Origin of the sequence: Virgibacillus alimentarius (genome assembly GCF_000709085.1) — a bacterium.
Lineage (GTDB): Bacteria > Bacillota > Bacilli > Bacillales > Amphibacillaceae > Virgibacillus_B > Virgibacillus_B alimentarius.
In genome coordinates, this window is record NZ_JFBD01000028.1 from 37,420 (window position 1) to 51,841 (window position 14,422).

General features: G+C 38.8%; 12 protein-coding genes. 4 read left to right on the forward strand and 8 right to left on the reverse strand.

The features are described 5' to 3' along the window. The first annotated feature begins 22 nt into the window (after positions 1 to 22). Both GZ63_RS0105245 and yhbH read left to right on the forward strand, forming a co-directional pair. Positions 23 to 1,918 (forward strand): PrkA family serine protein kinase, encoded by a 1,896-nt coding sequence (locus tag GZ63_RS0105245; RefSeq protein ID WP_029267565.1) that lies wholly within the window; start codon positions 23 to 25, stop codon positions 1,916 to 1,918. 153 nt (positions 1,919 to 2,071) lie between these two features. Next, complete coding sequence (gene yhbH, locus GZ63_RS0105250; protein WP_029267567.1) at positions 2,072 to 3,232, forward strand: sporulation protein YhbH; 1,161 nt, start codon at positions 2,072 to 2,074, stop codon at positions 3,230 to 3,232. Positions 3,233 to 3,286: 54 nt separating this feature from the next. On the opposite strand, the gene GZ63_RS0105255 is transcribed toward yhbH, so the two are convergent. Further along, on the reverse strand, positions 3,287 to 3,634 hold the full coding sequence (locus GZ63_RS0105255; RefSeq protein WP_029267569.1) for a hypothetical protein: 348 nt from the start codon (positions 3,632 to 3,634) through the stop codon (positions 3,287 to 3,289). A gap of 167 nt (positions 3,635 to 3,801) precedes the next feature. Here GZ63_RS0105255 and GZ63_RS0105260 point away from each other — a divergent pair, with 167 nt between their 5' ends. After that, positions 3,802 to 5,214 carry a SpoVR family protein gene (locus GZ63_RS0105260; protein WP_029267572.1) on the forward strand — a complete coding sequence of 471 codons (1,413 nt, stop codon included), beginning with the start codon at positions 3,802 to 3,804 and terminating at the stop codon, positions 5,212 to 5,214. Between the two features lie 58 nt (positions 5,215 to 5,272). Here GZ63_RS0105260 and uraA read toward each other — a convergent pair whose 3' ends face one another. From uraA to GZ63_RS0105290, 6 genes are all read right to left on the reverse strand, one after another. Beyond that, entirely contained in the window at positions 5,273 to 6,553 is a 1,281-nt protein-coding gene (uraA, locus tag GZ63_RS0105265) for a uracil permease (protein WP_029267573.1), read from the reverse strand. Positions 6,554 to 6,828: 275 nt separating this feature from the next. Next, positions 6,829 to 8,490 (reverse strand): CocE/NonD family hydrolase, encoded by a 1,662-nt coding sequence (locus tag GZ63_RS0105270; protein WP_226374305.1) that lies wholly within the window; start codon positions 8,488 to 8,490, stop codon positions 6,829 to 6,831. Between the two features lie 39 nt (positions 8,491 to 8,529). Further along, positions 8,530 to 9,189, reverse strand: coding sequence for an ABC transporter permease (locus GZ63_RS0105275; RefSeq protein ID WP_029267578.1), 660 nt, complete (start codon positions 9,187 to 9,189; stop codon positions 8,530 to 8,532). A gap of 16 nt (positions 9,190 to 9,205) precedes the next feature. Next, the gene (locus GZ63_RS0105280) at positions 9,206 to 10,117 is read right to left on the reverse strand and encodes an osmoprotectant ABC transporter substrate-binding protein (protein WP_029267581.1); all 912 of its coding nucleotides are present in this window, start codon (positions 10,115 to 10,117) and stop codon (positions 9,206 to 9,208) included. A gap of 22 nt (positions 10,118 to 10,139) precedes the next feature. Continuing rightward, on the reverse strand, positions 10,140 to 10,793 hold the full coding sequence (locus GZ63_RS0105285) for an ABC transporter permease (RefSeq protein ID WP_029267583.1): 654 nt from the start codon (positions 10,791 to 10,793) through the stop codon (positions 10,140 to 10,142). Between the two features lie 12 nt (positions 10,794 to 10,805). After that, entirely contained in the window at positions 10,806 to 11,948 is a 1,143-nt protein-coding gene (locus GZ63_RS0105290; RefSeq protein ID WP_029267585.1) for a betaine/proline/choline family ABC transporter ATP-binding protein, read from the reverse strand. Between the two features lie 255 nt (positions 11,949 to 12,203). Here GZ63_RS0105290 and GZ63_RS18060 point away from each other — a divergent pair, with 255 nt between their 5' ends. Then, complete coding sequence (locus GZ63_RS18060; RefSeq protein ID WP_198020907.1) at positions 12,204 to 12,350, forward strand: hypothetical protein; 147 nt, start codon at positions 12,204 to 12,206, stop codon at positions 12,348 to 12,350. Between the two features lie 93 nt (positions 12,351 to 12,443). Here GZ63_RS18060 and GZ63_RS0105300 read toward each other — a convergent pair. Beyond that, positions 12,444 to 14,422: LPXTG cell wall anchor domain-containing protein (locus tag GZ63_RS0105300; protein WP_029267587.1), on the reverse strand; the 1,979-nt coding region annotated here is incomplete at its 5' end.

A 14,422-nucleotide genomic window follows, 5' to 3' on the forward strand; every position in this document is an offset into this window, starting at 1 on the left:
ACATATATGGAGGGGAATATAAATGGATATTCTGAACAAGGTTAGGAATCACCGAGAAGAAGAAGAACGGTTAAAATGGGAAGGGACATTCGCGGAATATTTAGATATAGTGAAGGAGCGGCCAGAAGTGGCACAAACAGCTCATTCACGAATTTATAATATGATTAAGCATGCTGGCGTGTTGGAACGAGATGGAAGAAAAATGTATCAATTTTTTGGAAAAGAGATATTTGGATTAGAAGATGCGATTGAGAAACTTGTGGAAGAGTATTTACACCCTGCGGCGAAACGCTTGGATGTTCGTAAGCGTATTTTATTATTAATGGGACCAGTCAGTGGGGGAAAGTCTACCGTAGTCACCATGCTTAAGCGCGGCCTTGAGCAGTTTTCCAGAACAGATGAAGGAGCGGTTTATGCCATTAAGGGTTGTCCGATGCATGAAGATCCACTTCATTTGATCCCCAATCATCTTAGGGGAGATTTCTATAAAGAATATGGGGTGCGAATAGAGGGAAGCTTATCTCCGCTGAATGCCATGCGGCTTGAGAAAGAATATGGAGGGAGAATTGAAGATGTTGAGGTAGAGCGCATCTTTTTATCAGAGGATAGGCGAGTTGGCATTGGAACATTTAGTCCTTCTGATCCCAAATCACAGGATATTGCTGATTTAACAGGAAGTATTGATTTTTCAACCATTGCTGAATATGGGTCTGAATCGGACCCGCGTGCATATCGGTTTGATGGTGAGTTAAACAAGGCGAACCGGGGAATGATGGAGTTTCAGGAAATGCTGAAGTGTGATGAGAAGTTTCTCTGGCATTTGCTTTCTTTAACACAGGAGGGGAATTTCAAGGCCGGTCGTTTTGCGTTAATTAGTGCCGATGAACTCATTGTTGCTCATACGAACGAGGCAGAATACCGGTCATTTATATCCAATAAAAAGAATGAAGCGCTGCATTCCCGTATTATCGTTATGCCTATTCCATATAATTTGCGAGTAAGTGAAGAAGAGCGTATTTATCAAAAAATGATTAATGAGAGTGATATGGCTCATGTTCATATCGCCCCTCATGCACTTCGAGTTGCTGCTATCTTTTCCATTTTAACAAGGCTAAATGACAGCAAAAAACAAGGCGTTGATCTTATTAAGAAAATGCGCTTATATGATGGAGAAAGTGTGGAGGGATATAATCAGGTTGATGTAGATGAATTAAGGAAGGAGTTTCCTGAAGAAGGAATGGATGGGATTGACCCTCGCTATGTCATTAACCGGATTTCCTCAACGATTATCCGCAAGGAAGTTCCTTCGATAAACGCACTGGATGTTTTGCGTTCTCTAAAAGAGGGGCTTGATCAGCATGCGTCTATTTCAGATGAAGGCAAGGAAAAGTATATGAATTATATCGCAGTTGCCAGAAGGGAATATGATGAAATTGCGAAGAAAGAAGTTCAAAAAGCGTTTGTTTATTCCTATGAAGAGTCTGCCAAAACATTAATGGATAATTATCTTGATAATGTGGAAGCGTTTTGTAATAAAAACAAGCTAAAGGATCCGCTGACTGGCGAGGAAATGAATCCAGATGAGAAATTAATGCGTTCGATTGAGGAACAAATTGGTATTTCGGAAAATGCTAAAAGAGCTTTTCGAGAGGAAATTCTTATCCGCATCTCAGCTTTCGCCAGAAAAGGAAAACGATTCGACTATAATTCGCACGAGCGTTTGCGAGAAGCGATTCAAAAGAAGCTTTTTGCGGATTTAAAAGATGTTGTTAAGATTACAACATCCACACAAACCCCAGATGAATCGCAGCTGAAGAAGATTAATGAAGTGATTGCCAGATTAATTGATGAATATGGCTATAATTCTGTTTCAGCGAATGAATTATTGCGTTATGTAGGAAGTCTGCTCAATCGGTAGTTAAAAAAAGGATACAAAAAATAACAAGACTTATCTTCGCGTGAGTCTTGTTATTTTTTTACCCAAAGTTCTCTAAAAATGCAATAACTTGTTTGTGCTTGCATAGGATAAATAAAGTACAAAATTTTCTTAAAATAGTTAGGTGGGGATAGAATGCAGGAAGAAGAAAAAAGTAGTTTCGCCGTCTCCAAGGAAAACTGGTCTCTCCATCGTAAAGGCTATCAAGATCAACAGCGTCATATAGAAAAGGTGAAAGATGCCATTCAAAATAATTTGCCCGACTTAGTCAGTGAAGAAAGTATTATCATGTCGAATGGTCGGGAAAAGGTAAAAATTCCGATTCGTTCGTTAGACGAATATAAAATACGTTATAATCATAATAAATCAAAGCATGTGGGCCAAGGTGATGGGGATAGTGAAATCGGTGATCTTGTTGCTCGTGACCCAAATGGAAAAGAGGGTGTTGGAGGCGGAAAAAAGGCGGGAGATCAGCCAGGTGAGGATTATTATGAAGCGGAAGTATCACTAGCGGAATTGGAAGACGCTCTATTTAAAGAATTGGAGCTGCCTAATTTGCAGGAAAAGGATAAAGCAGAAATCATAACAGATGATGTGGAATTTAATGATGTACGCAAGAAAGGACTTATGGGAAATGTGGATAAAAAGCGGACGATTTTAACTGCTTTAAAAAGAAATGCACAAGAGGGAAAACCGAAAATAACTCCTATCCATAATGATGATTTACGCTTTAAAACGTGGAATGACGTCATTAAACCCGAATCAAAAGCTGTTGTTCTAGCAATGATGGATACGAGTGCATCCATGGGTAATTTTGAGAAGTATATAGCGAGAAGTTTCTTTTTCTGGATGACAAAGTTTTTACGTTCAAAATATGAAACCGTTGAAATTGCATTTATTGCACATCATACAGAAGCGAAAGTCGTATCAGAAGAAGCCTTTTTCTCAAAAGGAGAAAGCGGTGGAACGATCTGTTCATCCGCTTATCACAAAGCTTTAGAGCTAATCGATGAAAGATATCATCCGTCCAGCTATAATATATACCCTTTTCATTTTTCAGACGGTGAAAATATCACATCGGATAATCCAAACTGTATCAAATTGGTAAATGAGATCATGGATGTTTCGAGTATGTTTGGCTACGGGGAGGTAAATGCATATAATCGCAGATCCACTTTAATGAATGCCTATAAGACATTTGAAAATCCTAAATTCCGTCATTATATTCTAAAAGAAAAACGTGATGTATACCATGCAATGAAAAGCTTTTTTAGAAAAGAAACAGCAACGGCTTAAAATCTCCCCTAAGCTGGGGGATTTTTTTGACTTTATAAGGGCCTCTTACTTGGTTCATTCTACCAGCTCTATTTTATAAACGCCGCGATCCGTACTTATTAGAAATTGATAGCCGTCGTACTCATATAATGTCGTATCCTGAAGTGGTATCTCATAGAGATTGTCTGGCAAAGTGTATGGATCCTTGTCTGTTTGAATGGACCCACCTCCATTTAAATGAAGTGCATGCATTGCTTCATAATCATCGATTCTTCTTGTGTTGGTTGCATAGGAAATATGGTCTAAATGTAGACATGTCTCGTCAACATCATCCAGTTCATGCTTCATAATTTTAATCGTATGTCCGGTCCATTGGTGGATTAATCGGTTAAATTCCTCAACGGTTATAAAATGATGATTCATGTTCATCCCTCCTGATCTTATACTTTCCTTGATTGATGTAAACATACAGAAATAATTGAGGTACAAAAAGTGTTTTTTAACATACACTTCATTGTTTAAGAAGTGCCTATCATTATTCCTCCTTTTGCTTCATAAACTATAAAAAGCAACGTTTGGAGGGATACTAATTGACAGACACAAAGCCACTTTATCGTGCGATCGATGAGATTACAGAAATTGCGTCTGGATTCGGACTTGATTTTTATCCGATGCGATATGAAATATGTCCTGCTGATATTATTTATACGTTCGGTGCATATGGTATGCCAACAAGATTTACCCATTGGAGCTTCGGAAAACAGTTTTATAAAATGAAATTACATTATGACCTCGGTTTGAGCCAAATCTATGAGCTTGTTATTAACTCCAATCCTTGTTACGCCTTTTTACTTGATACGAATAGCCTTATTCAAAATAAGCTCATTGTAGCCCATGTACTTGCCCATTGTGACTTTTTCAAAAATAATGTCCGTTTTTCCAATACAAGGCGAGATATGGTAGAAAGTATGACAGCTACAGCGGAGCGGATTGAACATTATGAGATGATTTATGGCAAAGATGAGGTAGAGCGCTTTTTGGATGCTGTTTTATCCATTCAAGAGCATATAGATCCATCGCTTGTAAGACCTACATTAGCGTCTTATGAGGAGTTGGAGGAAGAGGAGGAAGCCCCATCTCGTGTAAAAACACCTTATGATGATTTATGGAGTATCGATGAAAAACCGGAGGATAAGAAAGTAACAAAGATGAGAAGGCGCAAGAAGTTCCCGCCTCATCCAGAAAAAGATCTTTTATTGTTTATTGAACAGCATAGCCGTGAGTTGGAAGATTGGCAAAGAGATATTTTGACCATGATGCGTGAAGAAATGCTTTATTTTTGGCCACAGCTGGAGACAAAAATTATGAATGAAGGATGGGCTTCTTATTGGCATCAGCGAATCTTAAGGGAGATGGATCTTACAACGGATGAAACCATTGAGTTTGCTACCTTAAATGCTGGTGTTGTCCAGCCTTCAAGACATCAGATTAATCCATACTACTTGGGAATAAAAATTTTTGAAGATATTGAGGAACGCTATAATAATCCAACGGAAGAAATGAAAAAGATGGGAATACAACCAAACACAGGCAGAGAAAAGATATTTGAAGTAAGAGAGATTGATTCGGATATTTCTTTTATTCGAAATTATTTAACAAAAGAAATGGTCCAAAGGGAAGATATGTATTTATTTGAAAAGCAGGGCAGTGATTATCGAATTACAGATAAAGATCATGAACAGGTGCGAGATCAGCTTATATCCATGAGAGTCAATGGAGGTTTTCCGTATATTACGGTAGATAACGGAGATTATCAGCGTAATGGAGAACTTTATTTGGTCCATTCATATGAAGGAATAGAGCTTGATCTTCATTATTTGGAAAATGTCATCCAATATATTTATCAATTGTGGGGTAGAACGGTTCATGTCGAAACTTATGTCGAAAATAAAAAAATTCTTTATTCCTACGACGGAAATAAAGTCCACCGTAGGTATCAATAAAAGAGTAAAAAGGACAGTCTCCGACCGCTTTAAAGCGATGGAGGACTGTCCCTATCTTTTATTCATTAGATAGTTTAAGTATATCAAGGAGTTTGAAGAATAGGCTCAGGATAACAGCTACAACTGTAGCAAGTCCCATTCCTTGTAAGTCAACTGTTCCGAGTTTAATGGTTGCGCCACTAATCCCTATACCTAGAACAACACATGTTAAAATTAAGTTTTGTGAATTGCTATAGTCTACTTTTGCTTCTACAAGCATGCGAATTCCACTTGCTGCAATAATTCCAAATAAGAGCAAGGAAATACCGCCCATGACAGGCGTTGGAATAGAAGAAATTAATGCTGCCAATTTTCCGCAAAAAGATAAAATAATCGCAAGTATAGCAGCCCCGCCTATAATCCAAGTAGAATAAACCCGCGTAATCGCCAGCACACCAATATTTTCACCGTAGGTTGTATTTGGCGTCGAACCAAATAAACTTGAAATCATGGTTGAGATCCCGTTTCCGAATAAGGAGCGGTCCAGGCCTGGATCTTTGATAAGATCTTTTCTTACAATGTTTCCCGTTACGACTAAGTGTCCAATATGTTCCGGGATTAAAACAAGCGCAGCAGGAAGAATAATCAATATATCCGATAGATTAAACTTTATTTGATAATAAGTCGGCATGGAGATCCACTTTGCTTCCTGTACAGCAGTAAAATCTACGAGTCCATAAAAATAGGCAATTACATAACCGGAAATGATTCCGAGCAAAATAGGGATGATTTTTAAGAAACCGCGCATTGTCACCCAAAATATAATGGTAAGTCCAAGTGTGAGCAATGAAACGGCTAAAACAGATGAATCAGCGGCCCAATTTTCTCCTGCATCTGCCGGTTTAATTAAACCTGCCATTTCTGCTGCAGTTGGCACAAGCTCAAGCCCAATAACCGCTACAATGGCCCCCATCGCGGCAGGAGGAAAGATGATATCAATCCAGGAGGTTCCTGCTATTTTAACTATTATTGAAATGATGATAAGTGTTGCCCCGACGATAAAGAATCCGCCTAATGCATAGCCAAAGCCCTCTATTCCGCTGTAGTGACCTAACACTACCGTAACCGGCGAAATAAAGGCAAAACTTGATCCTAAATAGGCGGGTATTTTTCCCTTTGTAACAAACAGGTAAATGAGTGTACCGATCCCGTTCATCAGCAAAATCGTTGCTGGGTTCACTCCAAATAAAATAGGCACAAGTACTGTTGATCCAAACATGGCAAATAAATGCTGTAAACTTAATGGTAAACTCTGTAAAAATGGTAAACGTTCATGCACTTGAATTTCACGTGCCTCCATCTTCTCTCCCCCCTGGATGATTATTTTACATTAAAAAAGCACCCTGCCTGATGAACGGCAAGATGCTGTATAAATAGATGGATTGACATCAACCATCATAATGCATCAAAAAATGCATATGTATACGCTTGTTCCTTGCCAGCCTCACAGGACTGTTTTAAAGGTAACAGATTCAATTAACTTATTCTTGTTAATATTACAGATTCCGCTATCAAATGTCAATACTTTTCATCATGATAAAAGACGCAAGCTGCCTGAGCTCACGTCTTTTCATTTTACGTGTTTTCCAGTGGTAAGATAACGTTAGAAGGATATCTTTTACTATGATAAATCGTTTCATAGGCAGGAAGGCCGTTTGAGGCAGTGATTGATGTTTGTCCATTATTTTGATTCACGTCATATTGTGGGGCATTCGATGCTGCGATTTCTATTCGTATGGAATGTCCTGCTTTTACTTGATAAGCGGTGTAATTGACACCCATTTGGATACGTGCAGGTTGATCCTTGTTCACAACCTCTCTGTGAAAAGAATCAACGATATTATAAGCTCTTCCATCTGGATAGACATCAGAGACTCGAATAAAAATATCCAGGAGCGATGACGGACTGGATGCCCATATATCTGCTTGTACTAATCCATAGATGTTTAAAGGGGTTTCCAGCGGTCTGCTCGTATAAACAAGGACATCTTTTCGGCTTTGGATTTTTCGCTGATCAAACATGCCTGCTTCCTGACCGGCAACAATCGAATTGCCACCATAAGAAGGGACTGGGTTTTTAGGATCGAGCAACAGCTTATTCAAAGAATCGATTGTCGTTGGCTCCATCATCAAGCGTCCATCCCCATGCAGTGTACGAGCATCTCCATTACTTTCAAGATAGAAATACTGCACATGCACAGAAGCAGGTAAACACTCGAGAGCCTCCCATGTTTTTTGTCCCATTTTGTACAAATGGACAGATTTATCAATGGCAAGGGGTTTATCTTTTAGCCAATGGTCAAACCATCGGATATGGAGCTCTGTTGGATCCTGTATTTTATCCATCCCGATGGAGGTAGCGCTGTCTTCAAAGTAACATTCCCCGGCTCGTCCCGTCATTTCAGTATGTGTCCACGGACCAATCCAAAGCATAGATGGTCCAGTGTAATTTTGGTATGCCTTGATTGTTGATTTCAGTAATGAATCAAACCAGCCGCCAATAAAAAGTGCAGGAACCTTCATTTCTTGCAGATGATCGTACAAAGAGATATATTCTATCATTTCTTGGTTCATATTTTTATTAATGAAATCAAAGAAAAATGAATTCGGATCGAGCTCTTTTAATGGTGGCCATGTATTTGAGGGAGCATAAGAGATCCAATCGGGAAGATCATCGGTGTATTGCTGGACATTTCTTTTTTCTCCACGTCGCTTGAGCATATTCGGCAAGATGGATTCCAGTGTCCAAGTAGCGAAGGATCCAATCTCAACCAAGGCGTTTTCATTGTGTAACATACCAGTCCATGGATCTGTCATTGACATCACCGGAGCAATAGCCTTCAATGAAGGCGGCATTTCGGCAGCTGCTGCAAACTGTGTATATCCGTGGTAGGACATTCCAAAAAGGCCGACCTTGCCATTGGAGCAGGGGAGGGAAGCAGCCCATTCCACTGATTCATACCCGTCTTTTCTCTCGTTTACAAATGGATAAAACGCTCCGTCTGAAGCAAAGCGACCGCGTACATCCTGAAGAATAACAATATATCCAGCATCTACCATTCGTGGCACTTCTACATATTCATTAAAATAACGCGGTGTTTTTTTATCATAAGGAAGACGGAGCATAAGGACTGGGTAACGATGATCATCATTTGGACGATAAACATCACTGCGTAAAATGGTCCCATCGGATAGTTTGCATTCTACATTTTCTTCCAAAATATAATTACGTTTCATCATAAATCCCTTTCTTCTTAGGAAAAATTTCTACGCTTTTCATTTCTTCGCAACTTTTTCATTTGCAGGGGAAAGCCAAAATTCAAGTTTTCCCATTCCGAAGTCAGCAATAATAGCCATAAGAGCAGCTGGAATCGCTCCTGCCAGAATAATAGATGCACCATTTGAGGCGTTTGTTCCTCGAATAATGATATCACCTAAACCTCCGGCCCCGATGAATGTCCCAATTGTAGCGACACTAATTCCAATTACTAAAGCAGTTCGAAGTCCAGCCATGATGACAGACATAGCCAATGGAATCTCGACCATGCGCAGAATTTGAAATTTTGTCATACCCATTGCTTTTCCTGATTCTAGCAGCGTTTTATCGACTTGGCGGATTCCTGCATACGTATTCTTGAGAATTGGTAAAAGCGAATAGAGAAATAGCGTGGTAACGACTGTATTTGGCCCAAGTCCCATCGCTAACATGAGTACTGCCAGTAAGGCTAATGCCGGTATTGTCTGAATAATGTTAGCAAGTGAAATAACAAAACCGCTTAATCGATGATAGCGGGCAATAATAATGCCGAGCGGAATAGCCACAATAGCGGCAAATAAAACACCATAAAAGGAAACCAAGGCATGGCGAATAATTTGCTCCCATACATAGGGCATATTATTACTATAATAAGTAAATAAATCGCTTATTGTATCCAACGAAGATCACCCCTTTTTATTCAAAATAATTATGTTCCTTTAAAAACTCTCTGGCAACTGTAGCTGGTTCTTTCATTTTTACATCTACTTCATAATTTAATTCTTGCATTTTTTCTGTTGTAATGGTTTTTTCTAATTTTTTAAAGATAGAAGATAACTCCGGATGCCTTTTTAGCAAATCATTACGTACTACTGGTGAGGCATCGTAAGGTGGGAAAAATTGTTTATCATCTTCTAAAACCTTTAAATCATATGCTTTGATCCGCCCATCGGTTGTATAGGCTAAAACAACATCCATTTTTTCACTGGCTACTGCTTTATAAACTAAACCGATCGCCATTGGATAGAGGCGGTTAAATTCGAACCCGTATTCTTCTGTAAATCCTTCATAACCGTCACCTTTTCGTTTAATCCAGCCATTATCTACTCCTAGACTAATTTCTGAAGATAGCTTTTCCAAATCGGACACTTTGGTAATATTTTCCTTTTCAGCTAATTCACTTGTGACCGTAAATGCATAGGAATTGGCGAAACCATAGGAACCGAACCATGTTTGATCAAATTGCTTTTCAAATTCCTCCTGTACGATTTCCAATGCTTTATCAGGATCTTTGACCGGGTCATGACCGATGATGGCTAAGTCTGTCCCTGTATATCGTGTGGATGTAACATCTACTTCTCCCTCGGTCATAGCCTTATGCTGCACAACGGATGATCCCAGGTTACTAACAATCGTTGTATCCAGATCTGTATAGTGTTTAATCATTTGACTTATGATATATCCCATTGTTTTTGATTCAGCAGTACCCAATGTTCCGATAGCAACGGTTTGTTTGGAAGAACCACTTAAACCTGGCAAAGAACAGCCGCTAAGTAAAAGTGCCAATATTGCCGTGATTGTGAGTATGCGTTTTGAGTAAAATTTCATCACCGTTTTTGTTTCCTCCTTTCTAGGCTGCTTGTTGCTTCATTCGCATTCCTTTTGGAGTAACCCATCGTTCTATGCGGGCAAATACCTGGTCAACGACAACAGCCATGATCATAGAAGGGATTGCTCCTGCGATGATAAATTCTGGTAAGTAGAGATTTAGCCCATCGAAAATATAAGATCCAAGGCCGCCTGCTCCGATAAAAGAAGCTAGCGTTGCCCATCCAATTAAATAAACGGTAGACAAACGGATACCAGCCATAATGATTGGAATTGCAAATGGTATCTCTACATGGCGAATAATTTCCCAGCTATTCATTCCCATACCGCGTCCTGCTTCCAAAAAGCTTTTATCTACATCTTTCACACCTGTATAGGTGTTTCGTAAAATCGGCAGTACGGAGTAAAAGAACAATGCAACAATTGCAGGTACTTTTCCTACGCCTAAAATCGGTACGAAAAATGCTAGAATTGCCAAACTGGGAAAAGTCTGAATTGTACTGACGATGCGCATAATAACTTCTGCCATTTTAGGGATTCGGGTAAGGGCAATACCAAGCGGTACTGCAACAATGATTCCTAGGAGAACAGCTATGAGAGATATATAGAGGTGCTCCCATGTTTTCAATAGCAATTCCCCGCCATTCTCATTTAAAAATTCGATGATACTTTGCACGTTTGTCACCTCCTAAATTGTTTTTGCAAGACTTTCTTCCTCGCCCCAAATCGTATCGTACACGATATCCACTAAACTGGCTCTCGTTACAATACCAACGAGCTGGTCTTTCTCATTAATGATTGGAACGTTTTTAATACCTCGTTTTAAAATACTGTGGATCGTATCGCGTACAAGGGTATCTCTTTTCACTTTAAAGATATCTGATTTGATAATATCTCCAACATAAGTGGATTTTTTAAAGGTATGATCAATGATTTCAACGTCAATATAACCTTTTAATACACGTGAATCATCTACAACAAGAAGGGTATCAACTCGATGATGTTTCATGATTTGAATTGCCTCTTTGATGGGTCTGTCTGCTGTTATTGTGATAGGGTTTGCATTCATAATTTGTTCAACTGTTTGCACATTTGGTTTCGCTTGAACGAGGCGGTCTTTTCCGATGAATTCTTCAACAAATTCATTGGCAGGTTCACGTAATATCTCATCAGGTGTACCCACCTGTACAATTGCTCCATCTTTTAAAATGACAATACGATCGGCTAATTTAATCGCCTCATCCATGTCGTGTGTGACAAATACAATTGTTTTGCCTAATGATTTCTGCAATTTCTTAAATTCTTCTTGCAAACCATCTCTGGTAATTGGGTCAAGTGCGCCAAACGGTTCGTCCATTAAAATAAGTGGCGGTTCAGCAGCTAAGGCTCGCAGTACTCCAATTCGCTGTTGCTGTCCGCCACTTAATTCATGCGGATAACGCTTTAAATAGGAAGGATCCATATGAACCAGCTTCAGAAGCTCAGCGGCCCGATTCTTGCGGTCCGCTTCAGACCATTTAAGCAATCTTGGCACCAGTGAAATGTTTTCTTCGATGGTCATGTGGGGAAACAACCCGATTTGCTGGATAACATAACCAATTTCGCGTCTCAGTTTTACCGGATCTTTGTCTAATATATTTTCCCCGTTAATGGAAATTTTGCCCTCTGTCGGTTCGATTAAGCGGTTAATCATTTTCATTGTAGTTGTTTTGCCGCAACCACTGGGGCCAATAAAAACAATGAACTCTCCTTCTTTTACACTTAAAGAGATATCATTAACCGCTTTTACGCCTTTTTTATACATCTTGGTAACATTTTCAAATTTCAACAAATGTATGACACCTCCGTTTATTGTCAGTATTTAGTGTAACGAATACTTTATACAATATAAAGTTTATAAATTGTACATATTGTATAAAAAATTGGATTCACAAACAAATAATTATGTCCAACGTCAATTTACTTAGTTTTTTTCCAATTTCCTCACTAATTCGATTTTTTATTTGTTTTATAAAATATGATATGCCATGAATAAAAGTACTTATTATTCAAAAACTAATCGCAACTTAAGGAAAGGAGTATGTTATTGTCTACTAAAGATAAAAAGCGAAACAACCAGTTTAAGGAAAATGAAAATAGTGGGGAACATCGAAATGGGCGCAAGAGTCAATTTAAAAATCATAATGCTGAGGGCGGCACGCCAAATGAGTATATTAGTAAAAAGGAAGAATAGAAGTATTCCCCAGTTTGACTGGGGGCGGATTTCTTAACATCAAAAAAGCAGCTACAACATACGAATTTGTATGTGTAGCTGCTTTTTAATCGTTTAGCTGTCCGTTTGCTTCTTTTTTCTAAAGAGCAATAATCCTACACCAGCGACAGTTAGGACTCCGCCAGTTAAAAGCCATGTATACAGATTTGTCGCTGTATCAGGCAATGTCATTCCGTCTAATCCAGAATCATTGGTTTCAGTTACAGTTAATTCGTCCGAATCATCCTCGTCATCTGAATCAATTTTATCTGCATCTTTCTTTTTGTCATCCTCTGTTTTATTGTTGTCTTTTTTGTTGTTATCCTTCTTGTTATTTTCGTCTTTATCTTTGTTGCCATCGTCTTTGTTATCGTCCTTATCTTTGCCAGGGTCTTTTTCATCTCCTGGTTTGTTACTATCATTGCCAGGTTTGTTGCTATTATCGTCCTTATCATTTTTATCTTTATCTTCGTCGTTGCCCGGCTTGTTGCCATCGTCTTTGTCATCTTCGCCATCACCAGGGTCTTTGCCGTCCCCTTCGTAAGAAACGATTTCGAATGGTACGTCGATCTCTTCTACGACTTCATTCCCATTTTGGTAAAGCGTTACTTGTACATTGATTCCTTCCAATTCACTTAATGCTTTTGTGCTTTCTCCAATAGCTGAGAAGAAACCTTCATAACCAGCAGCACCGTCAATAGAATCAAGGTGAATGATTGCTGTGTTTCCACCCCATTCGATGTCAAGGTCTCCACCCAGACCACCGTCACTTAGAAAATCATCTAAAGCGTCTGGAATATTCCCTTGTGTATACTCATCTGGTTCATGAACGGTAATATCCTCAGGTACATTGAATTCAACTTTTACTTTATCGATATTGTCAATTGTTAAATTACTTGCGTTGAAGGCAAAGTTTAGTCCAAACTGATTGTTGTCTAGACCAGGAAAGTCTTTTACAATTTGACTTTTTGCATCGAATTCCCATTGCTCTGTCATTTCTGAAAAGTCAACGCTAATTGTGCCTTCATATTGTCCAACTGGATGATAGCTGTTATTTTCGATTTTATATGCGTTAATTGTTGAAGCTTCCATTTTTTCGTCGGAAACGCCGATTATAGGGATTTGATAACTTACTTCTTGCTTGTCATCCGAAGTTATTTTCGGTAATTTTACTGCAACCGCATTTGATCCATCCTCTAGCTGTATTGGTTGAATATTAGCAGGCGTATTGTCATTGTTTAGCACTCTAACCCCTTCAGGAATTTCGAATCCTGCATATAGCTCATCAACACTTGAATCTGTTTGGTTTTGTGCTTTCACAGTTACATCCAGTACATAATAGCCTTTTTCATTATTAAAAGTTGCTTTTCCATCAATGGACCCATGAAGATCTAATTGCGGGTTATCGTCCATCACGGAGAAATCAATATCACGCTGACTTTTGATTTGTCCTATTTCCTCGTACGTTCCTGCATTTCCATCTACATTCAGTAGGTAAAGGTTGTTGTTTGGATCATTATCCTCTGGAACGCCTTGTAAAGGGATATCCAGAAATATTGTTTGATTTCCAATTCCTTTAACATCTGGTACTTTTACTGCAACTCCTGTGCCTCCATCGTTTAGCTGTACTGGTAAAATCCCACTTGGCACATCTCCAACGTCCGGAATAGCAACACCATTTGGCAATGCAAAAGCTACCCACTTCTTATTTACATCCTGTGTATTGGTATAATTTGAAAGCCCAGCTTGCAGATGTAGGACATAATATCCTTTATTAAAATCATAAGCAATATCTCCGTTTGCAGTTCCATGGATTTCTTTCAGATTTAAATCCTCATCATCATTTCCATTATCTTCTTCTTTTTCATTTTCTTCTTGGTCATCTTCTGTTTGTGTATTCATTTTATTTTCCTTATTTCCTTTTTCTTCGGTTTCTTTATCATTTTTTACAGAAGTTTCTTGGTCCTTTGTTTGACTGTCAGCTTCATTATCTGCTTTCTGATCATCATTTTGCTTTGCTTCATCGGATTGTTCTTTATTAGAATCGGTATTTT